Raw genomic sequence first — 22716 nt, 5'->3', positions numbered from 1 at the left:
ATCCAAACAGGTCGGCCGCGCGATCGGGGGTGCTCTCGGGGTCGGATCAGGGGTTCCCCCGATGGTCCGGGTTGTGGAGCGCACGGGAGACTCGCAGCATGACAGGACAGAGCACGATCCCGCCGGGCTCCCCGGAGCCGGACGGCACGGACGCGGCGAGCACGGCGACGACGCCGATCGGGACGGATCCCGAGGCCGAGGGCGCCTCGCGGCCCGCGGACCCCGGAGCCGCCGGCCCCGAGAGCCCCGGCCCCGAGAGCCCCGGCCCGGGAGCCCCCGGCCCCGCCGATCCGCCCCCCGCGCCCGAGAACCGCTTCGTGCTCTGGCTGCGCGGCCTCGACCTGCCCCGCCGCCCCGGCTGGATCGGCGGAGTCTGCGCGGGGATCGCCGACCGGCTCGGCATCGACCCACTCATCGTGCGCGGCATCGTGCTCGTCGTCGCGGTGCTGGGCGGGCCCGCGCTCCTCCTCTACGCCGCGGCCTGGCTGCTGCTGCCGGACCAGGACGGCGCACTGCCGGTGGAGCGGCTGCTCCGCGGCTCGCTCGACAAGGTGCACGCCGGCATCGGCGTCCTCGTGCTCGCCTCGATGCTGCCGGTGGCGCAGGGCTTCTGGTCGCTCGGCGGCGCGTACACCGGGGCGATGCCCTGGGCGCCTGCGACCGGGCGGACGCTGTGGTCGCTCGTGGTGCTCGGGCTGATCGTGGCGTTCGTGGTCTGGGTCGTGCGGCGGAGCCGACGACCGGACGACGCGGCCGCCGGCCCGCAGACCGCGGCCCCGTCCGCCGGCCCCTCCGCGACGCTCCCGTACCCCGCGCCCGCCGCTCCGGCCTACCCCGCACCCGACCCGGGCCTGCAGGACGAGCGCCCCTCGTCCCCCGAGGCCGTCGCCGAGTGGCGGGAGCGCCAGGAGGCGTGGCGGGCCGAGCGGGAGGCGTTCCGCGCCCAGCAGAGCGCGTCGGCCCGCGAGACGGCCCGAACCCGGGCGGAGGAGGCGCGACTCGCCGCCGCCGCTGTCACCGCCGCGCGCCTGGAGCGCCAGCGCCTCCGACGCGCCGCGAACCCCCGGCTGCGGGCGAGCCTCACGCTGCTCGCCCTGGGGGCCGCCGCCCTGACCGGCGCACTGGTCTCGCTCACCGCCTCCGGACCGACGTCCCTCGTCGTCGGAGCCGCCTCCGCCGCGCTCGTGCTCGCCGTGGTGATCGTGCTCGCCGGCCTGTTCCGGAGGCGCGCGATCGCGCTGATCGCCCTCGCGACGGTCGCGCTGATCACCGCCGCCTGCGCCGCCGTGCTGCCGACCGACCGCGAGCTGCTCCCCGTGCTGGGGTCCTACGGCTTCTCGAGCGCCGCCCCCGGCCGCTACGCGACGCTCGCGGCGAGCGACCTGCAGGTCACGGTCGCACCCGGCTACGAGGCCTCCGGAGAGCCGCTGGACCTCTGGATCGGCTACGGGCAGGTGTCCCTCGCCACGATGGAGGGCACGGCGGTCCGCCTGGAGGCGACCACCGAGGACACCGAGCTCCTGGTGCTGGACGCCGACGGAGGCGCGATCGACGCGCCCCGCGAGGTCCGCACCGCCGGGGGCCGTCAGCTCTGGACGCAGACCTTCGGCGATCCGGAGGCCGAGCCGTTCGTGGTCCGCATCGCCCAGGAGGGCGGGTCGATCCGCGTCTACGACTCGACGCCGGACGCCGACTCCGGCACCACTGCGCCGGACGCCGGCGCCACCCCGACACCCACCCCGAGCCCCACCCCCGAGACCGGAGCCGCACGATGACCACCACGCCCACCCCCGCCACCGCTCGCCCGCGGATCCGCGTCGGCGCCGTCCTCTACGGCCTCGTCCTCGCCGCCGCCTCGATCGGCCTGCTCGTCGTCTCGGCCGACCCGGTGCTGCGGGCGCAGGTCGTCGAGCGCGGGATCACGCTCGAGCCCGGCGCCGCGCTCGCGCTGGCCGTCGCCGCGCTCGGCGCCATGGCGCTCCTCCTCGCGCTCGCCCGCCTGCTCGACCGGCGCGCCGCTCGCGACGACGGGTGACCCCGGCGCGGGACGCCGGGCGCTCGCAACCCCCTGCCCCGCATCAGCCGAGAGGCGCAGACTCGTCCCGGGCGATCGCCCGCCACCCCCTGGAGACGAGACCATGCCCCTCTGCGCCCTCGCGAGCCTCCGCTGATGGAGCTGGGCATCGCCGCGATCATCGGCGTCTCGGTCCTCGTCGCGGTCGCCGTCTTCTCGCGGCGCCTCGGCGTCGCCGCGCCGATCGTCCTCGTCCTCGCCGGAGTCGGCCTCTCCTACATCCCCGGGGTGCCGGAGGTGGTCGTCCCGCACGAGTGGGTGCTCGACGGCGTGCTGCCGCCTCTGCTCTACGCGGCGGCGCTCAGCGTGCCGTTCATCGACTTCCGCCGGAACCTCGCCACCATCACCGGCCTGTCGGTCGTGCTGGTGCTGATCTCGGCGGCCGGCGTCGGTGCGCTCCTCTTCCTCCTCCTCCCCGAGCTCGGGCTGGGCCTGGCGGTCGCCGTGGGCGCGATCATCAGCCCGCCCGACGCCGTCGCCGCGACCTCGGTCGGCCGGCGCCTCGGCCTCCCGCCGCGGCTGCTCACCCTGCTCGAGGGCGAGGGGCTGATCAACGACGCGACCGCGCTGGTGCTCCTCCGGTCGGCCCTCGCTGCCGCCGCCGGGACGCTCGCCACCCCGTGGGCCGCGATCGGGGACTTCCTCTACGCGGTCGTCGTGGCCGTCGTGGTCGGCTTCGTGGCCAGCGTGGTGACCGTCTTCATCCGCTCGCGGATCGAGGACCCGGTGCTGAACACCGTCCTCTCCTTCATCGTCCCCTTCGTCGCGTTCATCCCCGCCGAGGGCCTGGGCGCCTCGGGCGTGCTCGCGGTGGTCGTCGCCGGCCTGCACACCGGGCACGCCTCCTCCCGCGCCTTCACCGCCCAGTCGCGGGTGAACGACCGGATCAACTGGCGGACCGTGCAGTTCCTGCTCGAGAACGGCGTCTTCCTGCTGATCGGACTCGAGATCCGCTCGCTGATCCAGGACGCCGACAGTGCGCGCCTCTCCGTGCCCGGAGCGGTCGGGATCGGCCTGATCGCGGTGGTCGGACTGATCGTCGTGCGCTTCCTCTGGGTCGGCCCGGTCCTCCTCGGCGAGCGCTGGCAGACGCGCCGGGCCGAGCGCCGGGCCCGTGAGCAGAAGGAGCTGCTCGAGTCGCCCGAAGGGCAGGAGCTGCCGAAGGAGGAGCGCGGCCGCGCGAAGCGGCGCTACCTGCTGCGGCGCAGCGACTACCGGCACTTCAGCCGCAACGGCATCGGCTGGCGCGGCGGGCTGGTGCTCGGCTGGTCCGGGATGCGCGGAGTGGTGACCCTCGCGGCGGCGCAGTCGCTGCCCGAGGACATCCCGTACCGCCCGCAGCTCGTGCTGATCGCCTTCACCGTGGCCGTCGCGACCCTGCTGATCCAGGGCAGCACGCTGCCCCTGCTGATCCGCGCGCTGGGCATCCGCGGGATCGACGTGCCCGAGGACCAGCGCGCGCTCGCGGGCCTGCTCGACGAGATCACCGAGAAGGGCCTCTCGGTTCTGGAGCGTCCGGGTGACGCCGTCGAGGGCGCCGACGACGTCGCTCCGGACGTCCTGGAGCGGGTGCGCCAGACGTCGTTCCTCCGCTCCGAGGCCGCCTGGGAGCGCTCGCGCGGCACGGAGCGGTCGGTCGCGGACACTCCGCACCGCCTGTACCGGGCCCTGCGCCTCGCTGTGGTCGCGGCCGAGCGGGAGGCGCTGCTGGACGCGCGCTCGCGCCGCGCCTACCCGCAACGCATCCTCCGCGACGCCCAATCGCTGCTCGACCTCGAGGAGACGCGGCTGCGGGTGCGGCGGGGCTGACGTCCGTCGATCGACGCCACGGGCCGGGGCGAACGCGACGGATCCGGCCCCGTTCACGTCCGCGCCGCGATGACGGCGCTTCCGCTGCGGCCCGGCGCCGGGGACACGCGGCGCGCTTCTGCCAGGATCGACAGCAGCACGCTCATCGTCTCGATCCGCTCCGCCGGATCCCTCCTCGACAAGGACGGCACTGTGGGAATTCGCGAGTACGGACGACTCCTCCGCCGGGGCTGGCTCGTCATCTCGATCTTCGTCGCCCTCGGCCTCGCGGCCGCGTCGGTGGCGACCATGGCGTCGGAGTCGGAGTACCGGGCGCAGACGACCGTGTTCGTCTCGGTCGCGACCGCCGACAACCAGTCCAGCGCCGAGGTCGGCGCCTCCTTCACCAGCGCGGAGGCGCGGGTCGCCTCCTACGTCGCGCTGGTCGACTCGAGCTCGGTGCTGCAGCCCGTCATCGACGACCTCGGTCTCGACATGACCGTCGGCGATCTGGCGGGCGAGGTCACTCCGGCCGCGCTCCCCGGCACCGTCATCATGAGCATCGACGTGGTCGACGCCGACGCCGAGCGGGCCGCGCGGATCGCCGACGCGGTGGCCGAGAGCCTGAGCAGCTACGTCGCGCAGATCGAGCGCCCCGTCACGGGCGGCGCGAGCCGGGTCGACGTGAAGGTGCTCGAGGCGGCGTCCGTGCCGGGCTCGCCGCTCAGCCCCGACCTGCTCGTGTACCTCGTGCTCGGCGGAGCGACCGGCCTGATCCTCGGTGTCGGCGTCGTCGTGCTGCGCTCGCTCGGCGACTCCCGCATCCGCTCGGCCAAGGACGTCGCCGCCGGCACCACCCTGCCGGTGCTCGAGTCGATCCCCTACGACACGGCCGTCCGCCGCTCGCCCCTCGTCGTGGACGGCCGCAGCGCCGTCGCCGAGTCGTTCCGGATGCTGCGCACGACGCTCCTCTTCGGATCCGGCACCCACGAGCGGACCCTGCTCGTCACCTCCGCCCGCGAGGGCGACGGCAAGAGCACGGTGGCCGCGAACCTCGCCGTCTCGATCGCCCAGATCGGCCGCACCGTCGTGCTGATCGACGCCGACCTCCGCGATCCGGCGCAGTCGACCGTCTTCCGCGTCCCCACGGGCGGACCGACCCTCGCCGACCTGCTCCGCACCGGCACCCTGCCCGCCGACGGGTCGCTGCCCGTCAGCGCCCAGGGCGTCACCGTGCTGACGGCGGGCGGCAGCCAGGCGAACCCGAGCGACCTGATCGGCACCCCCGCGATGGAGCGCGTGATCGCGCACCTCTCGCGCCGCTACGACCACGTGATCGTCGACTCCCCGGCGATCCTCTCGGCCACGGACGCGGTGCTGCTGGGCAAGATGGTCGCCACGACGGTCCTCGTCGCGGGCGCCGGGATCTCGTCCTCGGCCGACCTCGTCGCCGCGGCCGACCGCCTACGGGACGTCGGGGGCGACGTCCTCGGGACCGTGGTCGCGCAGGCCCCCCGCAGCACGGTCGTCGCCGCCGCGGCGACGGCGTCCGCCTGAGACGCGGGAGCGCTGCGGCCGGCGCCGGCGCCCCTCCCCTCGGGAGGTGACGACGTGCGCCCCGGTGCCGGCGCGCGGCCCGTCGAGGTGGGCGGCGTTGCGCGAGGGTGAGGGCTCGCGGACCCGCGCGGTGCTCGGGCGCGCCGCCTGCTCGCCCCGCCCCGCCACGATGCCCATGCCGCAGACGATCCAGAGCGTGTACGCCACCGGGCCCTCCTGGAGCGTCGGCAGCACGGTGTAGCTGACCAGCGTGCCCGCGACCACGGCCGTGGGCAGGAAGCCGTCGAGGGTCGGCGCGCGCAGCCCGCGGAGGAACAGGTACACCAGCAGCGCCGCGAACAGCAGCATCACGAGGATCCCCGACTCGATCGCGAGCACCAGGAAGAAGCTCTCGACCAGCACGCTGTCGGTCGAGTACAGCTGAGCGCGCGGCCCCACCTTGCCCAGGCCGAAGCCGAACGGGTGCGCGACGAGGAGCGGGATGTTCTCGAGCAGGCTGTCGCTGTGGCCGATCAGCGACGGGTCGGCGACGTGCGAGATCACCTTGTCGATGTAGAGGTAGAGCGTGACTCCGCCGATCGCCGCGGCCGTGGTCACAGTGAGCATCGCCCAGACCAGCATCGGCTTCGCGCGGAACAGCGCCCAGGCCACCAGGGTCACCGCGAGCATCGCGAGGCCGATGTAGCCGCTCCGGGACTGCGTCAGGTAGACGGCCACCAGCGGCAGGAGGGTCAGCGCGCCCTTCAGCCACAGCGGCCAGCGCGGTCGGGTCCACAGCACGGCGAGCGCGATCGTGACGGCGACGGCGCTCTCGTTCGGGGCGCTGTAGGGGCTGAAGCCGCGGGGCACGATGCTGCCGGCGACGAAGAGGGAGGAGGGGAACGGCGTCCCGGGAGCCAGCGGGAACACCCCGAGGGTGAACAGCCAGTCCAGCCCCTGGTTCCAGGTGAGGATCGTCGTGATCGACGAGAGCTGCAGCGCGACCACGAACGCGGTCGCGAGGATCGCGAGATGGCGCTTCTCGAGCACCGCGGGCACCACGATGAGGGCGAGGAACGGCAGGAAGTCGTTGCGCCAGCCGTAGGCGGCCTGGATCGGGTTCTCGGTCCACACGGCCGAGACGGCGCCGAGGCCGACGATCATCAGCACGAGCACGACGATCGGCACCGGCACCCGCTTGATCCGCCCGCTGACCAGCACGAGCAGGAAGAGCCCGAGGATCGCGGCGTCCTTGATCGCGCCGAACGCGGTCGCCGTGGCGCCCGGCAGGAACGCGGAGGCGACTCCGTTCGCCGGGAGGACGAAGACCAGCAGCAGGACGCCCAGCCACGGCAGGCCGAGCCCGTCACGGCCGAGGAGGGCGCGGAGCGTGCGGCGGGTGCGCACCGGTCCGCGGGCGACCGTGCGGGAGCCCGCCCGGGGCAGCGGCGCCGCCGTCCGGGTCATGCCGCGCCGCCCCGCATCGTGAGGCGCCGGACCACCAGCGGCACGTCGGAGGGCCGCGGGACGATGGTCCGGGCCGGGGGCCGGATCGCGACCACCATCACCACCAGCGCCATCAGGATCCCGCTCGCGTTCGCGATGGCGGCGGCGATCGCGCCGTTCGCCGGGCCGAACGCGAACAGGAGCACGAGGCAGGTGATCAGCCCGGCGCCCTGCGCGACGGTGAGGCTGATGCCGCGGTTGCGCGCCGAGAGCACCTCGCCGGCGCTGACGGTGACGACCACGAAGACGGAGCCGATGATCGCGAAGAAGACCGCGGGCATCGCCTCCGCGAACTCCTCTCCGAAGAGGAACGGCACGCCCCAGGGGGTGACGACCGCGAGGAACACCGCCGACGCCAGGCCGACCGCGAAGGCCGAGCGCAGCGCGTCGCCGGTGGCGGTGACGCGGGCGCCGCCCTCCGTCCGGCTGATGTCCGAGAAGACCGGAGCGGCGACCGCGTGCGCGAGGAACACCGGCAGGGTGCCGATCGTCACGGCGACGGAGTAGAGGCCGGCCTGGTGCGAGCCGATCAGCGGCAGCATGATCACCTGGTCGAGGCGCTGGTACGCGGCGTCCGAGGCCTGCGCGCCGTAGAAGGTGACGGAGCCGCGCACGAGCGGCCGCCAGGGCGCCGGTGCTGCTCCGCGGGGACGGTTGAGCAGCGAGCCGATCAGCGCCGTCGTCACGGAGCCGGCGAAGTTCGACCAGATCACGCCCGAGACGGTGATCGAGTCGAGGAGGAACAGCACGACGATCCCGCCGACGTAGACCAGCGGCTGCGTGGCCTGGAGCAGTGCGACCGCTCCGAAGCGGCGCTGCGCCCCGACGACGCCGATGTCGATCATCCAGCAGACCATCAGCGGGGTGCCGGTGAGCGCGACGAACACCGCGACCGTGGCCGCCTCGTCGAGCGCCGAGAGGAGGGTCGAGGTGAGCAGCCAGGCGATCAGCGCGGCCGGGATCGCGGTCAGCAGCGCGAGCCGCCGGGCCGTGCGCACCGCGCCGAGGTCGCCCGCCGCGGCGAGCACGCGCCGGCGGATCTCCAGCGGCATCCCGAGAGCGAGCAGGATCGGGACGAGGTACATCGAGGCGAGGGCCGCGGCCGTCTCGCCGCGTCCGCTCGGACCGAGGGACTGGGCGATCAGCGGGGCGCTCACCAGCCCGAGCGCCGCCACCGAGAGGCGGCTGGCGAGCATGGCGATCGGGGAGTTCAGGAGGCGCAGCAGCCCGCTCACGAGGCCTCCGCGGCCGAAGCGCCGACGGCGGCGCGCAGCCGTTCCTCGAAGCCGTCGAGAGCGAAGGTGCCGGTCTCGTCGTGCACGGTCAGGTGCATGCTGTCGCGCATCGGAGCCACCTCGACCCAGACGCCGAGCGGGAAGCGCAGGTGCGCGGGCATCCCGCCGATCATGGTGTCCGCCTCGATCCGCGGCAGGAGCTCCTCGGGCACCGGCACCTCGGTCGAGGGCAGGGAGACGTGGATCTCGAACGGCACGCGGGGCGTCCCGCTCGGCGGGCGGACCGCGGCCAGCGGGTGCTGCACGAGGTTCTTCACGCTCACCAGCGCGCTGGCCAGCAGCCAGGTCGCGGGGAGCCCGGACTTCGTCGCGGCGGACAGCCGCTCGAGGAGCGAGGTGGCCGACCAGTCGTCGGCGCGGAGCCGGCCGAGCGGGAGGGAGGGCGAGAGGTTGCCGGCGACCTCGGTGCCCTTGGCGACCCAGCGGCGGCCGTCGACCGGGACCACGACGCGGAAGTCGAGGCCGTCGGCGGCGCAGTCCTGGAGGCAGCGGAGCACGAGGCTCGCGACCTTGAGCGAGACCGGTGGGCGGGCCGGGCGCTTCCCGTCGCGCGCGGTCTCGGGCGTCGCGGCGATCCGGCGGAGCGCGTCGGCATCGAGCACCGTCGTCACCAGGCGGGAGAGGCGGTCCGACTCCTGCTTCGAGAGGGTCGCGTCGAGCTGGTAGCCCGCGTCCGTGGCGGCGGTCAGCGTGCGGAAGGTGTCGCGGGCCTTCCGGACGCCGGCGAGGCCGGTCAGCTCGAAGCGCTCCACGACCTCGCGCAGCGGAGCGGCGGCGAGCGGCTTCGGAGCGACGGCGTCGATCCCCGGGGCGCCCAGCTTCTCGATCACGAGCGCGACGACCGCGGTCGCTCCGGTGCCGTCGAAGAGGCTGTGCGGGAGGGTGAAGCCGACCGTCGCGCCGTCGAACAGGATGCGGACGGGCAGCTCCCCCGGAGCGAACTGCGCGCCGATCAGGCGGTGCGCCAGCACCTCGCGCTCGAGCGGGCCGGCGACGACGTCGACAGCGCGCTCCGAGGCGTCCAGGGCCGCCGCCGCGCTGATCCGACGCCATCCGCGGTACCGGGTGCGGCGGCGCAGGAGCACCGCGCCGCGCGGCGAGAGCAGGACGTCACGGAGAGCGGCACGCACGCGCTCCGCCGTCACGCCGGTCAGCGGACCGACGTGGTAGCCGATCAGGAGGTCGTCGTAGCCGAGGTCGCGCGGGGCTCTCACGCCCGGCTCCTGCTCGCCCCCGCGGAGGCCCGCTCGGCGATGACGCTGAGCAGCGAGCGCTCGTAGCCGGCGTTCACCTCGGCCCAGGAGTAGGAGTGCAGGGCCCGCAGGTGCCCCCGGTACGAGAGCCGCTCCTGCTCGATCGGGTCGTTCAGCACCGAGAGCACGCCCTCGGCGATCGCGTCCGGGGTCGGAGCGACGAAGCGCCCCGCCTCCTGGAGCACCTCGCGGTTGAAGACGGTGTCGCGGGCGACGACCGGAGCTCCGCAGGCCATCGCCTGCACGAGCGCGGGGTTGGTGCCGCCGACGCTGTGCCCGTGGAAGTAGGCCCCGGCGTGCTGCCAGAGGGAGTGGAGCCGGGTGTCGTCGCTGACGTGCCCGAACCAGTGCACCCGCGCGTTCTGCTGCGCGAGGGCGCTGACCGCCTGGTCGATCGGACCGCCGTAGCCGGAGGAGCCGACGATGACGACGTCGTGGGTCCGCGCGATCCGCTCGGCCGCCTCGACGAACTCGGGCACCGTGTTCTCCGGGACGAAGCGCGCCACGATCAGCGCGTAGCCGCGGTGGGTGAGCCCCGGCTCGACCGGGTGCTCCGGCGGGACGTCGCCGCCGTAGGGGATGACGTCGCCGTCGCGGCCGAACTCCCGCTTCCAGCGCGTCTCGATCGCCGCGGCGTCGTAGACCATGCGGTCGCCGTGGCGGGCGGTCCAGACCGCACCCTGGTGGAAGACGAACTTCGCGAACCGGCCCCACTTGGCGCGGTCCCACTCGATGCCGTCGACGTTGACGACGGTGGGGATGCCGCGCTGCTTGAGGATCGGCAGCCAGAAGCCGTTGGCGCAGTTTAGCACCAGCGCGACGTCGGGCTTGCGCTTCGCCGCGTCGAGAGCGGCCGTGAGTCCGTAGGAGAGGGTGCTGAGCGACTTGCTCTCGACACCCCGCGTCTGCCGGGTGATCACCCGCTCGTCGCGATCCGGGTCCTGGCGGGCCGTGGTGCCCGGCCTTCCGTAGACCGTGACCTCCCATCCCTGCTCCGCCAGGTATGGCGCGAGACGCCGGACGGCTGTCTCGAATCCCCCGTAGTAACTGGGATAGCCCCGCGTGCCGATAATGGCGACCGACCTGCCCATGTCGCGGTTCTCCCTTTGTTGTGCGTCGCCTCGCCAAAGGCGATCGCCGGACGAAATCTGCTGTCGCAATACCAGGCGTATGCGACGGTGCACAGCATTCATTCGACGGCCTACTCGCACCCCCGAAGGCGGGTATCGGCGCTCATACTAGCGGCGAACGGACCGCCGTCCGCCACCGCTGGAGGGACAGGATCGCGACACCCATCAGGAAGAAGATCGAGAGGATCAGGACGGTCATCCCGACGATGATCCGCTCCCCGCCGGAGAGCTCCGGATCGAGGAACTCGTACACGTAGCGCGAGGTGAGGGCGCCCCTGACGAAGGTGTAGACGAACCACAGGACAGGGAACACCATCACCGCCCAGACCAGCCGGAGGTCGACCGGGCGGGCGCCCGGGACCGCGAGCAGCTCGATCAGCGCGAGTGCCGGCACGAGCACGTGCAGGACCACCGTGCCCGGGTTCAGCTGGGCCGGGTCGCCGAGCACGGCGGGCCCGTAGATCACCAGGAACAGGCCGGACATGCTCAGCAGAGTGGCGGCGTTGAGGGTGCGCATCGCGGTGACCGCCCGCGACTCCCCGTGCGCCGCGGCACTCCTCCTGCCGCCGGATCGCGCGGATCGCCAGGCGCTCCGCCCCGCGATCGCGAAGGAGACCACCGAGAGGATGTTGGTCAGCGCCGTGACCGAGCTCAGGAAGTCGGCGGTCGCGTCCGAGCCCACCTGCGTCTGGGCGACGACGACCGCGTCGAGCACCACGACCGCCCCCAGCGCGGCGACGGCCCAGCGGACGAGTGCAGTGCGGCGTCGAGCTCTCATGGGGCCCTCTCCTCGGTGCGGCGGCCCTCGGGCCGGTACTCGTGGGCGTCCGGTGCAGGAGTCCGTTCGCTACAGTCGGGACATCCATGAGAACCCATTCCCAGACAGGGGTCGAATGCCCGGCACAGGTTCGCACCGAGGATCCCTACGGGTCCTGCTCGATGGTAATTGGTGGATTCGCGGCCCGATCTCGAACCGTGAGGTCATGCGAGAGATCGCCTTCTCCTGGGCACGACTCTTTCCTGAGGATTCACTTGTCATTGCCGTCCCCCTGACGGGGGTGGAGACGGCGAGACGGGAATTAGCGGGACTCGCCCGAGTGGTACCGACAAGGCTCCGGCCGCAGGGCGTCAGTGCCGTTCTCGAACTCGCCCTGCTCTCTCTCCGACTCCGTCCGGACATCACCTTGACGCACAACTTCACCCCCCTTCTGGGGCGGTCCGCGGTGTTCATCCACGACTTCCTCTTCCTCACGAATCCGGAGTGGTTCACCCGCAGGGAGCGCGCCTACTTCTCGCTCATGCCTCTCACCGTCCGCCGCGCCGACGTGGTGATCGCGAGCAGCGTCGCGGAGTCGCACCGCATCGTCCGCACGTCGGCCGCGCCGAGCGCCGTGCCCGTCGGCCTCGGCCTCAACCGGGCGTTCGCCGACGCGGAGCCCATGGCGCCCTCGGGCGTCGACGGACTCGACGGCTTCCTCCTCGCCGTCGGACGCCTCAACGCCCGCAAGAACCTCGCGACCACGATCGAGGCCGCACTCGCCGCCCAGGTGCTCTCCCCCTCCTTCCCGCTCCTCGTCGTCGGCGAGGCCTCCGGAGTGCCCACCGAGTTCCCTCCCGCCGTGCGCGCCGCGCTCGACGACGGCTCGGTGCGCCTGCTCGGCCGGATCGAGACGGAGGAGCTGCGCTGGCTCTACGAGAACGCCGCGCTGTTCCTCTTCCTCACCCTCGACGAGGGCTTCGGCCTGCCGACCCTCGAGGCCCTGGCCTGCCGCACGCCGATCCTCGCCAGCGACATCCCCGTGTTCCGCGAGATCCTCGGCGAGCACGCCCGCCTGGTCGATCCGCGCGACGTGCGGGCGATCGCGGCGGCGATCCGCGAACTCGTCGCCGACCCGCCGGAACCGCTCGATCCGGCTCCGGTGCTCGAGTACTACAGCTGGGACGCCGTGGTCGCCCGGCTGCGCGCCGCGATGGTGGCGGTGCTCCCGTGAGCGGGCCGTCCGTGTCGATCGTGATCGTCACCTACAACAGCATCGGCGTGATCCGCTCCTGCCTCGACGCGCTCGCCGGCCGCGACGAGAGCGTCGAGATCCTGGTGGTCGACAACCTCTCGCGCGACGAGACGGTCGCCGTGCTGCGCGCCGAGTACCCGGACGTCCATGTCGTCGAGAACACCGAGAACGCCGGGTTCTCGCGGGCCGTCAACCTCGGAGCCGCCCACGCCACCGGCCGCCACCTGCTGCTGCTGAACCCGGACGCGCAGATCTCGGCGGAGGTCGTCGGCTCGCTGGCGTCACTTCTCGACAGCGATCCGACGATCGGCGCCGTCTCCCCCCTCCTCGAGAACGAGGGCGAGGACGTCGTGATCGTCGCCGCCGGCCACGCCCCCACGGTCCGGCGGATGCTCCTGCATCAGACCGGCCTCTCGCGCCTCGGCCGGCGCTTCCCCTCCCTCGAGGGCCACTACCTGTTCGCTGCCGACCTGCACGGGCGGCCGCGCGACGTCGACTGGGTGAGCGGCGGCTGCCTGATGATTCCGCTGGCCGTCTGGGACCGCGTCGGCGGCCTCACCGACCGCTGGTTCATGTACGCCGAGGACGTCGAGATCTGCCTCCGCCTGCGCGCCGAGGGCCTGCGCGTGGTCCTCGATCCGAGCCTGCACGCCCTGCACGCGATGGGCGGCTCCTCGAGCGATGTCGACGGCCGCGTCAGCACCGCCTGGATCGTCAACCTCTTCGACCTCTACGGCTGGCGGATGGCGCGCTCGGATCTGCAGCAGCAGGTCTGGCGGGCGGTCGTGCTCGCGGGGATGGCGTCGCGGATGCTGGTGTACCGGCTGTCCGGCCTGCGCCCCGGACGCGCCGCGGCATCGGCCGCACAGCTGCGGCGCTACGGGATCTACATGCGGGCGCTGCGGGCGGCACCGCTGACCCGCGACCGGGAGCCGTTCGGCACCTGACGACCCCGCTCCGCGCGGCGCTCGCCGCGCACTCCCCCGGCCCGCGATCGATGCGTCACGAACGGTCGCTTCCGGCCGCGCATGGCGCCCATTCGTGACGCATCGATCGCTCGTCCGAGGCAGGACTCCATCCTGGGCGCCGCCCTGGGAGCGGAAGGGCTGCAGCGGCGGCTCGCCCGGCGGCGCGGGGAGGAGCCCTGGCCGGGCCGGAGAGCGTCCGTCGGCCCGCTCGTCCGAGAACGAGCGCGGTCGACCGCGGCTCCCGCGCCCGGGCGTGGCGCCCGGACGCGGTCTCCTGGACGCGCGATCCGGCAGCGGGCGCGGGAAGGGGGCGGCGGCTTCGGGTCCAGCCCCGAGCCGCCGCCCCCTCATCCCGCCGCTACTTCCCGGTGCCGCGGTACGCGACCCGGAAGGTCTCCCGGGTCCCGTCCGGTGCGGTCGCCGTCACGCGGAACGAGCCCGACGGCACCCGGGAGAGGTGCGTGTCGACCGAGACCGTCCTGGTGCGGCCCGCCGCCAGCGAGGTGACCTTCAGCTCACCGAAGGCCGTCGGGATGCTGAGACGGACCGGCGTGCTCCCCTGGTTCGTCGCGGTGGCGGTCAGCACGACCGATCCGCCGCGCTTCACGCCGGTGATCGTCACGTCGACGTCGACCCGTGTCGCCGGGGCGACGACGGTGACGGCGGGGAGGAGTCGGCTGACGCCTCCCGAGACCGCGGTGATCGAGACGGCACCCGTGCCGGGACCCGCCGTGGCCGCGGGGAGCGGAGCGGAGCCGTCGGCGCCGGTCGTCGCGGTGGCGGTCGTGCCTCCGTCGGCGAAGCGGGCCGGACCCTCGATCGTGTACGCGACGTCCGCACCCGCCACCGGCTCGTCGGCCGCGTTCGCCGCGGTGACTCCGAGGCCGGTGATCGCCGCTCCGGTCTCGACGGTCTGCGGCGCGCCCGCGGGGGTCAGCGAGGCGACCGCCGCGGGGTCGGTGAACATCGACGGAGTGAGTGGTGTGACCGTCAGGCTCTCGAGGCGCGCCGTCCCCCCGGAGGAGAGGAGCGAGACACCCGTGCTGCTCGGGTCGGGGAAGACCTGGTCGGTGATCGTCGCGCGGCCGCCCTGCGCGAACGTCTCGACGGAGGCGTGATCGACGTAGAGCTCGAGGTGCAGCTCGCCGTCGTCGAGGGACACCGGCGCGGTCTCGACCGACGGGAAGTCGGCGTCGAAGCCGACGTCGCCCGAGCGGGTGCGGTCGACGCTCAGCTGACCGGACGCGACGTCGTAGGTGATCGGCGTGCGCTGGGAGCCGTCAGCGGAGTTGCGGACCGAGAGGCCGAAGGAGTCCGCGTCCCCGGCGCTGAAGGTGGCGTCGAGCTTGTAGACGCTGCCCTCGGCCGCGGCCGGGAGTGCGGTCTCACCGTCGGCGATGTCCGTGGCGCCCAGCGTGAACGCCTCGTCGCCGCGCTCGAGGCCCGCCGTCTGGTCGACGACCTTCTGCACGAGCTTCGGGGCGCCGTCCACTGTCTCGAGGGAGAGCTCGCGCGGGAGCGCCATCGCTCCTCGCCAGGTGCCGGTGGGGATCGCCTCGCCGTACTGCCAGTTGTTCATCCACGCGATCATGATGCGCTTGTCGTCGGGTGCGTTGTCGAAGGTCACTCCGGCGTAGTAGTCGCGGCCCCAGTCGAGCCAGTCGTAGTCGACGAGGCGGCTCTGCGCGGGCTCGTCGGACAGCATGAACTGGTCGGCCAGGATGTGGCCCCAGCCCGCGCGGTTGTTGTCGACGACCTGCAGGTGCGCGGTGCGGCCGGCGAGGTCCGCGACGTCCCAGCTCTTCCAGTCCAGCGTCTCGCTGTCGCTGCCGGTCGCGGTGCGGACGATCTCGCCGTCGACGACGAGGTTCACACTCGTCTCGTTCGAGCGGACCTGCGCAGCGGTGTCGGCGAGCACGACGTGGTCGACGGTGAGGTGGCCCCAGCCGCCGGTCGCGCCGTCCTGCACCACGATCGTCGCCGTCCTCCCCTGGTACGCCGAGACGTCCCAGCTCTTCCAGTTGAGGGCGCCGTCGTTCGTCCCGGCCGTGGTCTCGACCACCTCGCCGTCCACGACGAGCTGCACCTCGAGGGTCTGGGCGTCGCCCTCGGGGCGGAAGCCGCCGCCGACGAGCATGCTGAGGCTGCTCTTGTCGATCGTGAACTCCGGCGAGGTCATGGTGCCGGTGTTGTCGTCGCCCTTCGGACCGCCCTCGAAGGTGTTGATCCGCTTCTGGCCGAGGAAGAACTCGCCGCCGTTCGTGGAGGGGTTCGTGCCGCCGGCGAAGTCGCCGGTCACGGTCCAGCCGTTGTCCGCGAGGCTCTGCTGGTCCGGGAACTCGAAGCCCTCGAAGAGGAGCTCGCTGCCCGCGGGAGGGTCGTTGGCGAGCTGCGTGCCGTCGACGTGCGGGTGGTTCCCGCCGCCGACGAGGAAGTTCAGGTGGTCCTGGTCGAGGGTGAAGGCGGGCGACTCCATCGAGCCGACCGGCCAGTCGCCGTCGTTGAAGCCGTTGATGAGACCCGTTCCGGCGAAGCCGGTGACGGCCTGCTGACCGTCGATCGCTCCGGTGGCGGGCGCGGCGCCGAAGGGTCCGTCCTTCCAGTTCCCCGGCTCGTTCTTCGCGGTCCACCCGTTGTAGGTGCCGTCGTCGAAGCCGGCGAGGGTCGTGCCCTCGGGGAGGGTGTCGGAGCCGACGGTCGACTCGGAGGTGAAGGTGGTGCCGTCGAAATCGCCGACGAAGTACTGTCCGCCGGAGCCGCCTCCCACCGCACCCGGATTGAGGTTGACGACCATGACCCACTTGATGTTCGACGGGTCGCCGTCGACCGCCAGCGGGAAGAGGTCCGGGCACTCCCAGACGCCGCCGGTCGCGTTCGCCGGGCCGAACTCGCTGAGCTCGGTCCAGTTCTTGAGGTCGGTCGACTTGTGGAGGAGGACCTTGTGGTCGTCCGCCTCCACGGTGACGACGACCCAGTAGGAGAGTTCCGGAGTGCCGCCGTCGTACCAGAACACGTGCGGGTCGCGGAAGTCGTTCTGGTCCCGGTCGATGACCGGGTTGCCCTCGTACTTCGTCCACGTCTGCCCGGCGTCGGTGCTGTAGGCGAGCGCCTGCGCCTGCTCCCCCGTCTTGTACGCGGCCGTGTACATCGCCACCAGGGGCGGGTTCTCGGCGGTGCCGAACCCGGAGGTGTTGTCCTTATCCACGACGATCGAGCCGGAGAAGATGTCCGACTCCGCGTCGCCCGGGATGGCGAGCGGCTGCTCGGTCCAGTGCGTGAGGTCGGTGCTGGTGGCGTGGCCCCAGCTCATGTTCCCCCAGCGCGTCCCCTGCGGGTTGTACTGGTAGTAGAGGTGGTAGACGCCCTCGTAGTAGACGAGCCCGTTGGGGTCGTTCATCCAGTTCTTCGTCGGCGAGTAGTGGATCGCCGGACGGTAGGTCTCCGCTGCGGCGTCGAGCGGAGCAGCAGAGACGGCGGGGACGGAGAGCCCGCCGCCGACGAGGCAGAGCGCGGCGGCGACGGCCACCAGGCCGCTGCGCCGTGGGAGCGAGCGATGAGGAGAAAGCACGGAAGAACGCCCTTCGTTGCGCGTGTCACGAGTGACAACGTTGTCAATTGCTGGGCAATCTACGGACTGTCCTCCGGACAATTCAAGAGCGGTCTGCGAGAAAGATCAGATTCCGTCCCGCGGCTTCTCAGTCGGGGCAGGGCACCTCGCCGGAGCCGCGGGCGATCAGCTCGGTGGGGATCACGAACGTCTGCGCCGGCTCGTCCTCGCCGTCGAGGCGGAGGAACACCCGCTCGGCGGCCGTCCGCCCGATGACCGCGGGGTTCTGCGCGATCACCGAGACGGCGGGCTCGAGGAGCTCGGCCAGAGGGATGTCGTCGAAGCCGATCAGGGCGATTCTTCCGTGCGCGCCACGACGCCGGAGCGCGGCGAGCACGCCGATCGTGATCAGATTCTGCCCGCCGACGATCGCGGTCGGCGGCACCTCGAGGTCGAGCAGAGCGGTCGCCATCTCCTCCGCCGCGTGCTCGTCGTGGGCGCCGTGGCGCACGTACCCGGGCGGCACCGGCAGGCCGAGCCGGCTCATCTCCTCGAGGAAGCCGCGCTCCCGCTCCTGCGCGGTGAAGATCTCGGGCCGGTCGCCCAGGAAGGCGATGCGGCGATGCCCGAAGGAGGCGAGGTGGCCCACCGCGCGGGCGATGCCGGCGGCGTTGTCGGTGATCACCGCGTCCGCCGTGATCCCCGAGGGGACGCGGTCGACGAACACGGCGGGCGTGCCTCGGTCGACCTCGACGCCCAGGTAGGCCTGGCTGGGCGCGACCGTGGTCAGGATGAGCCCGTCGACGCGCCGCGAGACGAACGCGTTGACCGAGGAGCGCTCGCGGGCGGGGTCGTCATCGAGGCTCGAGGCGAAGACCGCGACACCGCGCTCGTTCGCGAGATCCTCGACGGCACGGTGGAGAGCACCCGAGAAGGGGTTCGCCACGCTGCCCACCAGCAGGCCGAGCGTGTTGGTGCGCCCGTTGGAGCGGCGGAGGTTCCCGGCGTGCAGATCCGGCTGGTACTGCAGCTGCGAGGCGGCGGCCTGCACCCGCTCGATCGTGGCGGCCGACACGTTCGGCTCGCCGTTGATGACCCGGGAGACCGTCTTGATGCCCACGCCGGCCAGAGCGGCGACGTGCTTCATGGTCGGACGGCGGCCTGCACCGGCGCCGCTTCGATCTGACAACGATGTCACGGTCGGGTCTCGCTTTCTGGAGGATCGCTTGACCATAGCGTCACAAACCCGATAGACCTACCTCTGACATCGTTGTCGGGAGGCTGCTCCCGCCTTATGAACAGGACTTTCAATGACGAACCGTTCCCCTCGCCTCACCCGGTACATCGGCCTCGGCTCCGTCGCGATCCTCGCGGCCCTGGGCATGACCGCCTGCTCCAGCTCCGGCCCCGGCTCGTCCGACGCCGGCTCCACCGCCGGCAGCGGAGACGGCGTCGGCGTCACCCTCATCGTCAAGACCACGACGAACCCCTTCTTCGTCGCGATGGAGGACGGCGCCAAGGAGGCGGCCACCTCCGCCGGCGTGAACCTCACGCTCGCCGCGGGCAAGGAGGACGGCGACGAGGACACCCAGATCCAGGCCATCGAGAACGCCATCTCGAAGGGCGACAAGGGCATCCTGATCACCCCGAACGGCCCCTCTGTCGTCGACGCCATCCAGAAGGCGCGCGACGCCGGTCTCTTCGTCATCGCCCTCGACACGGCGCCCGACCCCGCCGACGCCGTCGACATCACCTTCGCCACCGACAACTTCAAGGCCGGCGAGGCCATCGGCGAGTGGACCGCCGCGCAGCTCGACGGGAAGAAGGCGACCATCGCGATGCTCGACCTCTTCGACGACAAGGTCGTCTCGGTCGACTACAACCGCGACCAGGGCTTCCTCACCGGCATGGGGATCGACGTCGCCGACGACCAGACCAACGGCGACGAGGCGAAGACCGGCAGCTACAGCGGCGGCGACTACGAGATCGTCGGCAACGAGGCGACCCAGGGCGCCGAGGACGGCGGCCGCACCGCCATGGAGACGCTCCTGTCGAAGAACCCCGACGTGAACGTCGTCTACACGATCAACGAGCCGGCTGCCTACGGCGCCTACCAGGCCCTCCAGGCCGCGGGCAAGGAGAAGGACGTCCTGCTCGTCTCGATCGACGGCGGCTGCGCCGGCGTGAAGAACGTCAAGGAGGGTCTCATCGGCGCCACCGCGCAGCAGTACCCGGTGAAGATGGCCCAGCTCGGCGTCGAGGCGATCGCCCAGCTCGCCGAGGACGGCACCAAGCCCAGCACCAGCGAGGGCCTCGACTTCTTCGACACCGGCTCGCAGCTGGTGACCGACACCCCCGTCGACGGCCTCGACAGCATCACCTCCGACGACGCCGCCGGGATCTGCTGGGGCGAGTAGCCCACCGCGGGCGGGGCGCCCCGGCGCCCCGCCCTCCTCCTCCCGCTCCCAGCGACTCCAGAAAGGCCATCGTGGCTCAGAAGACCACCGACCCGAATCCGCCGACCTCCGCACTCGACCTCGCGAGCGAGTTCCTCGACCGCCGCACGCCGCTGGACCGCGTCCGCGGAGTCCTGCACCGCTATCCGGCCGTCAGCCCGGCGGTCGTCCTCGTCCTGGCCGTCATCGTCTTCGGGCTCCTGAACGACCGCTTCCTCGACCCGTCGAACCTCTCGCTCATCACGCAGCAGGTCGCGGTGGTCGGCACCCTCGCCGTTGCGCAGACGCTGATCATCCTCACCGCCGGCATCGACCTCTCGGTCGGCGCCGTCATGGTCCTCACCTCGATGGTCATCGCGCAGACCGCGACCGAGAACGGCCTTCCGGCGATCGTCGCCCTCCTCCTGGGCCTGGTCGTCGGCCTCGCGGCCGGCGCCTTCAACGGCCTGCTCGTGACGAAGCTCCGGCTCCCCCCGTTCATCGTCACCCTCGGCACGCTCAACATCTTCGTCGCGCTGACGCTCCTCTACTCGAGCGGATCGACGGTCCGCGGCACCGACATGCCGGCCCTGCTGCCCTCCACCGGCGGCACCTTCGACATCCTCGGCGTCCGCATCAGCTACGGCGTCCTGCTGATGCTCCTGGTCTACATCGTGATCGCGTTCATCCTCGGCAAGACCGCCTGGGGCCGCCACGTCTACGCGGTGGGCGACGACAAGGAGGCCGCCCGCCTGGCCGGGATCAGCGTGAACCGCGTCCTGATGAGCGTCTACCTCGCCGCCGGCGCGATCCTCGCCATCGGCGCATGGATCCAGATCGGCCGCACCAACGCGGCGAGCCCGAACGCCGGAGCCGACCTCAACCTCGACTCGATCACCGCGGTCGTCATCGGCGGCACCAGTCTCTTCGGCGGGCGCGGCACGGTCTGGGGCACGCTCCTCGGCGCCCTCATCGTCGGCGTCTTCCGCAACGGGCTCTCGCTCGCCGGGCTCGACGTCCTCTACCAGACGCTCGCTGTCGGCGTCCTCATCATCGTCGCCGTCTCGGTCGACCAGTGGATCCGGAAGGTTCGCAAGTGACCCTCATCGACGCCGCGGGCACCGCTCCCGCCGCTACCCGCACCCCCGTCCTGCAGGCCAAGCGCCTCGTCAAGACCTTCGGCCGCGTGGTCGGGCTCGACGGCGTCAGCCTCGAGCTCTACCCCGGCGAGGTCCTCGCCATCATCGGCGACAACGGCGCTGGGAAGTCGACGCTGATCAAGTGCCTCACCGGCGCCGAGATCCCCGACGAGGGCGAGATCCTCCTCGACGGGCAGCCCGTGACGTTCAAGCGCCCGCAGGACGCCCGCGGCGCCGGCATCGAGACGGTCTACCAGAACCTCGCCGTCTCCCCGGCGCTCGACGTCGCCTCGAACCTCTACCTCGGCCGCGAGAAGCGCAAGAAGGGGATCCTCGGCTCCGTCTTCCGGATGCTCGACACCGCCGGAATGCGCAAGGAGGCGCGCGCCGAGCTGACCGAGCTGGGCATCTCGACTCTCCAGGACGTCACGGTTCCGGTCGAGAACCTCTCCGGAGGACAGCGCCAGGCCGTGGCCGTCGCCCGTGCCGCCGCGTTCGGCTCGAAGGTCGTCGTCCTCGACGAGCCGACCGCCGCCCTCGGCGTCCGCGAGTCGAACCAGGTGCTGCAGCTCGTGCGCAATCTGCGCGACCGCGGCATCCCGGTCATCCTGATCAGCCACAACATGCCGCACGTCTTCGACGTGGCCGACCGGATCCACATCCAGCGCCTCGGCAAGAAGGCCGCGACCATCACCCCGCAGTCGCACTCGATGACCGACGCGGTCGCGATCATGACCGGGGCGGCGACGGCATGAGCGCCCGCATCCTCTACGCCGAGTTCACCGCGAAGCCCGGCCACGAGGAGACGGTCGCCGGCATGATCGCCGACCTCGCCGTCCTGGTCCGCCGGGAGCCGGGGAACATCGAGTTCACGCCTCACCGCCGGGAGGACGACCCGGCCCGGTTCTTCGTCTACGAGGTCTACCGCGACGAGGACGCCTTCCAGGCGCACATCTCGGCCGACTACGGAGCCGAGTTCAACAGGGAGCTGGGCCCGCTGATCGTCGAGCCGCACTCGCAGCTCACCTGGCTCGTCCCGGTCTGATCCGCCGCAGAAGCGCACCGTCCCTCCGGGGGCGGTGCGCTTCTGCGTGGGCGGCCCGGCGATGAGCGGGAACCGCGCGAGTTATTGACTGATCGATCCAGCACGACTACCGTACGAGAACGATCAGTCAACAACTCGGACGGAGATTCTCATGGATGCAGCACTCAGCGGTCGGACGGCCCTCGTGACGGGCGGGACCTCGGGCATCGGCCTGGCGGTCGTCCGCCGGTTCGTGCAGGAGGGCGCGCACGTGTTCGTGACCGGCCGGCGCCAGGAGCAGCTCGACGCGGTGACGGAGGAGCTCGGCGACGCCGTGACCGTCGTCCGCGCGGACGCTGCGGAGCCCGACGGCGCGCGAGCGGTCTTCGACGCGGTCGCCGCCCGCAGGTCCGGCCTCGACGCCGTGCACGCCAATGCGGGTGGAGGCGGGTTCAAGGACCTGGCCGACGTGACCGCCGACGACATCGACACGGCCTTCGCGACCAACGTCCGCGGCACCGCCCTGACGGTCCAGGGGGCGCTCCCCCACCTCACCGACCGGGCCGCGATCGTGGTGACCGGCTCGACCGCCGGCTCCGGGACCGAGAAGAGCTTCGGCCTGTACGGGGCCTCGAAGGCGGCCGTCGCGACGATGACCCGCACCTGGGCCGCCGAGCTGGCGCCGCGCGGCGTCCGCATCAACACCGTCGTGCCCGGGCCGACCGAGACGCCCGGCCTCGCGGCCCTGGCCCTCGGCGACCCCTCCGCGCTCCTCGAGCAGATCGCCTCCGGCATGCCGCTGGGCCGGCTGCTGCGTCCCGAGGAGATCGCCGCGACCGTGCTCTTCCTCGTCTCCGACCAGAGCTCGGGCATCACCGGTGCGGAGATCCTCGTCGACGGCGGCGCGTCCATCGCCTGAGCCCGGAGCACCGAGCGCGAGCCCGAGCGCGAACCCGAGCCTGGACCCGAAGCCTCGGACCCCGGACCCGGAGCCTCGGACCCCGACCCG

The 22716-nt window shown here is 72.4% G+C and carries 18 protein-coding genes; 11 read left to right on the top strand and 7 right to left on the bottom strand.

Annotated features, from left to right (window positions below; all coding sequences use genetic code 11):
- The first annotated feature begins 98 nt into the window (after positions 1–98).
- The 4 genes from GSU45_RS00490 to GSU45_RS00475 all read left to right on the top strand — a co-directional run bounded on the left by GSU45_RS00490 (position 99) and on the right by GSU45_RS00475 (position 5419).
- Positions 99–1775 (top strand): PspC domain-containing protein, encoded by a 1677-nt coding sequence (locus GSU45_RS00490; protein WP_159911776.1) that lies wholly within the window; start codon positions 99–101, stop codon positions 1773–1775.
- The gene (locus GSU45_RS00485; protein WP_104225751.1) at positions 1772–2035 is read left to right on the top strand and encodes a hypothetical protein; all 264 of its coding nucleotides are present in this window, start codon (positions 1772–1774) and stop codon (positions 2033–2035) included. Before GSU45_RS00490 ends, GSU45_RS00485 begins: the two co-directional genes overlap by 4 nt.
- A gap of 135 nt (positions 2036–2170) precedes the next feature.
- Positions 2171–3883 carry a cation:proton antiporter gene (locus GSU45_RS00480; RefSeq protein WP_159911774.1) on the top strand — a complete coding sequence of 571 codons (1713 nt, stop codon included), beginning with the start codon at positions 2171–2173 and terminating at the stop codon, positions 3881–3883.
- Between the two features lie 69 nt (positions 3884–3952).
- Positions 3953–5419: a polysaccharide biosynthesis tyrosine autokinase gene (locus GSU45_RS00475; RefSeq protein ID WP_159911772.1), complete on the top strand. Its 1467-nt coding sequence runs from the start codon at positions 3953–3955 to the stop codon at positions 5417–5419.
- Here GSU45_RS00475 and GSU45_RS00470 read toward each other — a convergent pair.
- From GSU45_RS00470 to GSU45_RS00450, 5 genes are all read right to left on the bottom strand, one after another.
- The gene (locus GSU45_RS00470; RefSeq protein ID WP_159911770.1) at positions 5327–6865 is read right to left on the bottom strand and encodes an O-antigen ligase family protein; all 1539 of its coding nucleotides are present in this window, start codon (positions 6863–6865) and stop codon (positions 5327–5329) included. The genes GSU45_RS00475 and GSU45_RS00470 overlap by 93 nt on opposite strands.
- Positions 6862–8139 (bottom strand): oligosaccharide flippase family protein, encoded by a 1278-nt coding sequence (locus GSU45_RS00465; protein WP_159911769.1) that lies wholly within the window; start codon positions 8137–8139, stop codon positions 6862–6864. Before GSU45_RS00465 ends, GSU45_RS00470 begins: the two co-directional genes overlap by 4 nt.
- Entirely contained in the window at positions 8136–9413 is a 1278-nt protein-coding gene (locus GSU45_RS00460; RefSeq protein WP_159911767.1) for a hypothetical protein, read from the bottom strand. The genes GSU45_RS00465 and GSU45_RS00460 overlap by 4 nt, the downstream gene beginning before the upstream one ends.
- The gene (locus GSU45_RS00455; protein WP_159911765.1) at positions 9410–10543 is read right to left on the bottom strand and encodes a glycosyltransferase; all 1134 of its coding nucleotides are present in this window, start codon (positions 10541–10543) and stop codon (positions 9410–9412) included. Before GSU45_RS00455 ends, GSU45_RS00460 begins: the two co-directional genes overlap by 4 nt.
- A 142-nt stretch (positions 10544–10685) precedes the next feature.
- The gene (locus tag GSU45_RS00450) at positions 10686–11360 is read right to left on the bottom strand and encodes a Pr6Pr family membrane protein (RefSeq protein ID WP_159911763.1); all 675 of its coding nucleotides are present in this window, start codon (positions 11358–11360) and stop codon (positions 10686–10688) included.
- Between the two features lie 406 nt (positions 11361–11766).
- Here GSU45_RS00450 and GSU45_RS00445 point away from each other — a divergent pair, with 406 nt between their 5' ends.
- Positions 11767–12573 (top strand): glycosyltransferase family 1 protein, encoded by an 807-nt coding sequence (locus tag GSU45_RS00445; RefSeq protein WP_159911761.1) that lies wholly within the window; start codon positions 11767–11769, stop codon positions 12571–12573.
- A gap of 11 nt (positions 12574–12584) precedes the next feature.
- Positions 12585–13541 carry a glycosyltransferase family 2 protein gene (locus GSU45_RS00440; RefSeq protein WP_159911759.1) on the top strand — a complete coding sequence of 319 codons (957 nt, stop codon included), beginning with the start codon at positions 12585–12587 and terminating at the stop codon, positions 13539–13541.
- Between the two features lie 379 nt (positions 13542–13920).
- Here the strand turns inward: GSU45_RS00440 and GSU45_RS00435 are convergent, their stop codons facing one another.
- Both GSU45_RS00435 and GSU45_RS00430 read right to left on the bottom strand, forming a co-directional pair.
- Positions 13921–16986 (bottom strand): GH32 C-terminal domain-containing protein, encoded by a 3066-nt coding sequence (locus GSU45_RS00435; RefSeq protein WP_279631120.1) that lies wholly within the window; start codon positions 16984–16986, stop codon positions 13921–13923.
- Between the two features lie 271 nt (positions 16987–17257).
- Positions 17258–18256, bottom strand: a complete 999-nt coding sequence (locus tag GSU45_RS00430; protein ID WP_159911757.1) for a LacI family DNA-binding transcriptional regulator — start codon at positions 18254–18256, stop codon at positions 17258–17260.
- 163 nt (positions 18257–18419) lie between these two features.
- Here GSU45_RS00430 and GSU45_RS00425 point away from each other — a divergent pair, with 163 nt between their 5' ends.
- The 5 genes from GSU45_RS00425 (at position 18420) to GSU45_RS00405 (ending at position 22626) form a co-directional block, all read left to right on the top strand.
- Entirely contained in the window at positions 18420–19526 is a 1107-nt protein-coding gene (locus GSU45_RS00425) for a substrate-binding domain-containing protein (protein ID WP_104238959.1), read from the top strand.
- Positions 19527–19597: 71 nt separating this feature from the next.
- Positions 19598–20644: an ABC transporter permease gene (locus GSU45_RS00420; protein WP_159911755.1), complete on the top strand. Its 1047-nt coding sequence runs from the start codon at positions 19598–19600 to the stop codon at positions 20642–20644.
- A complete protein-coding gene (locus GSU45_RS00415; RefSeq protein WP_159911753.1) occupies positions 20641–21438 on the top strand; it encodes an ATP-binding cassette domain-containing protein in 798 nt (265 codons plus the stop codon). Before GSU45_RS00420 ends, GSU45_RS00415 begins: the two co-directional genes overlap by 4 nt.
- Complete coding sequence (locus GSU45_RS00410) at positions 21435–21728, top strand: putative quinol monooxygenase (RefSeq protein ID WP_159911751.1); 294 nt, start codon at positions 21435–21437, stop codon at positions 21726–21728. Before GSU45_RS00415 ends, GSU45_RS00410 begins: the two co-directional genes overlap by 4 nt.
- Positions 21729–21879: 151 nt before the next feature.
- Positions 21880–22626, top strand: coding sequence for an SDR family oxidoreductase (locus tag GSU45_RS00405; protein ID WP_159911749.1), 747 nt, complete (start codon positions 21880–21882; stop codon positions 22624–22626).
- Positions 22627–22716 lie beyond the last annotated feature (90 nt).

The organism is Rathayibacter sp. VKM Ac-2801 (assembly GCF_009834245.1).
In the GTDB taxonomy this organism is placed as follows: Bacteria; Actinomycetota; Actinomycetes; order Actinomycetales; family Microbacteriaceae; genus Rathayibacter.
Note: the sequence above shows the minus strand (reverse complement) of the source record. Positions and strands in the feature narration are given on the sequence as shown.

Excerpts from the sequence above, each read along its gene's own strand:
- GSU45_RS00490 (WP_159911776.1), top strand. The coding sequence starts at position 99 with ATGACAGGACAGAGCACGATCCCGCCGGGCTCCCCGGAGCCGGACGGC.
- GSU45_RS00485 (WP_104225751.1), top strand. The coding sequence starts at position 1,772 with ATGACCACCACGCCCACCCCCGCCACCGCTCGCCCGCGGATCCGCGTC.
- GSU45_RS00480 (WP_159911774.1), top strand. The coding sequence starts at position 2,171 with ATGGAGCTGGGCATCGCCGCGATCATCGGCGTCTCGGTCCTCGTCGCG.
- GSU45_RS00475 (WP_159911772.1), top strand. The coding sequence starts at position 3,953 with ATGACGGCGCTTCCGCTGCGGCCCGGCGCCGGGGACACGCGGCGCGCT.
- GSU45_RS00470 (WP_159911770.1), bottom strand. The coding sequence starts at position 6,865 with ATGACCCGGACGGCGGCGCCGCTGCCCCGGGCGGGCTCCCGCACGGTC.
- GSU45_RS00455 (WP_159911765.1), bottom strand. The coding sequence starts at position 10,543 with ATGGGCAGGTCGGTCGCCATTATCGGCACGCGGGGCTATCCCAGTTAC.
- GSU45_RS00450 (WP_159911763.1), bottom strand. The coding sequence starts at position 11,360 with ATGAGAGCTCGACGCCGCACTGCACTCGTCCGCTGGGCCGTCGCCGCG.
- GSU45_RS00430 (WP_159911757.1), bottom strand. The coding sequence starts at position 18,256 with ATGAAGCACGTCGCCGCTCTGGCCGGCGTGGGCATCAAGACGGTCTCC.
- GSU45_RS00425 (WP_104238959.1), top strand. The coding sequence starts at position 18,420 with ATGACGAACCGTTCCCCTCGCCTCACCCGGTACATCGGCCTCGGCTCC.
- GSU45_RS00410 (WP_159911751.1), top strand. The coding sequence starts at position 21,435 with ATGAGCGCCCGCATCCTCTACGCCGAGTTCACCGCGAAGCCCGGCCAC.
- GSU45_RS00405 (WP_159911749.1), top strand. The coding sequence starts at position 21,880 with ATGGATGCAGCACTCAGCGGTCGGACGGCCCTCGTGACGGGCGGGACC.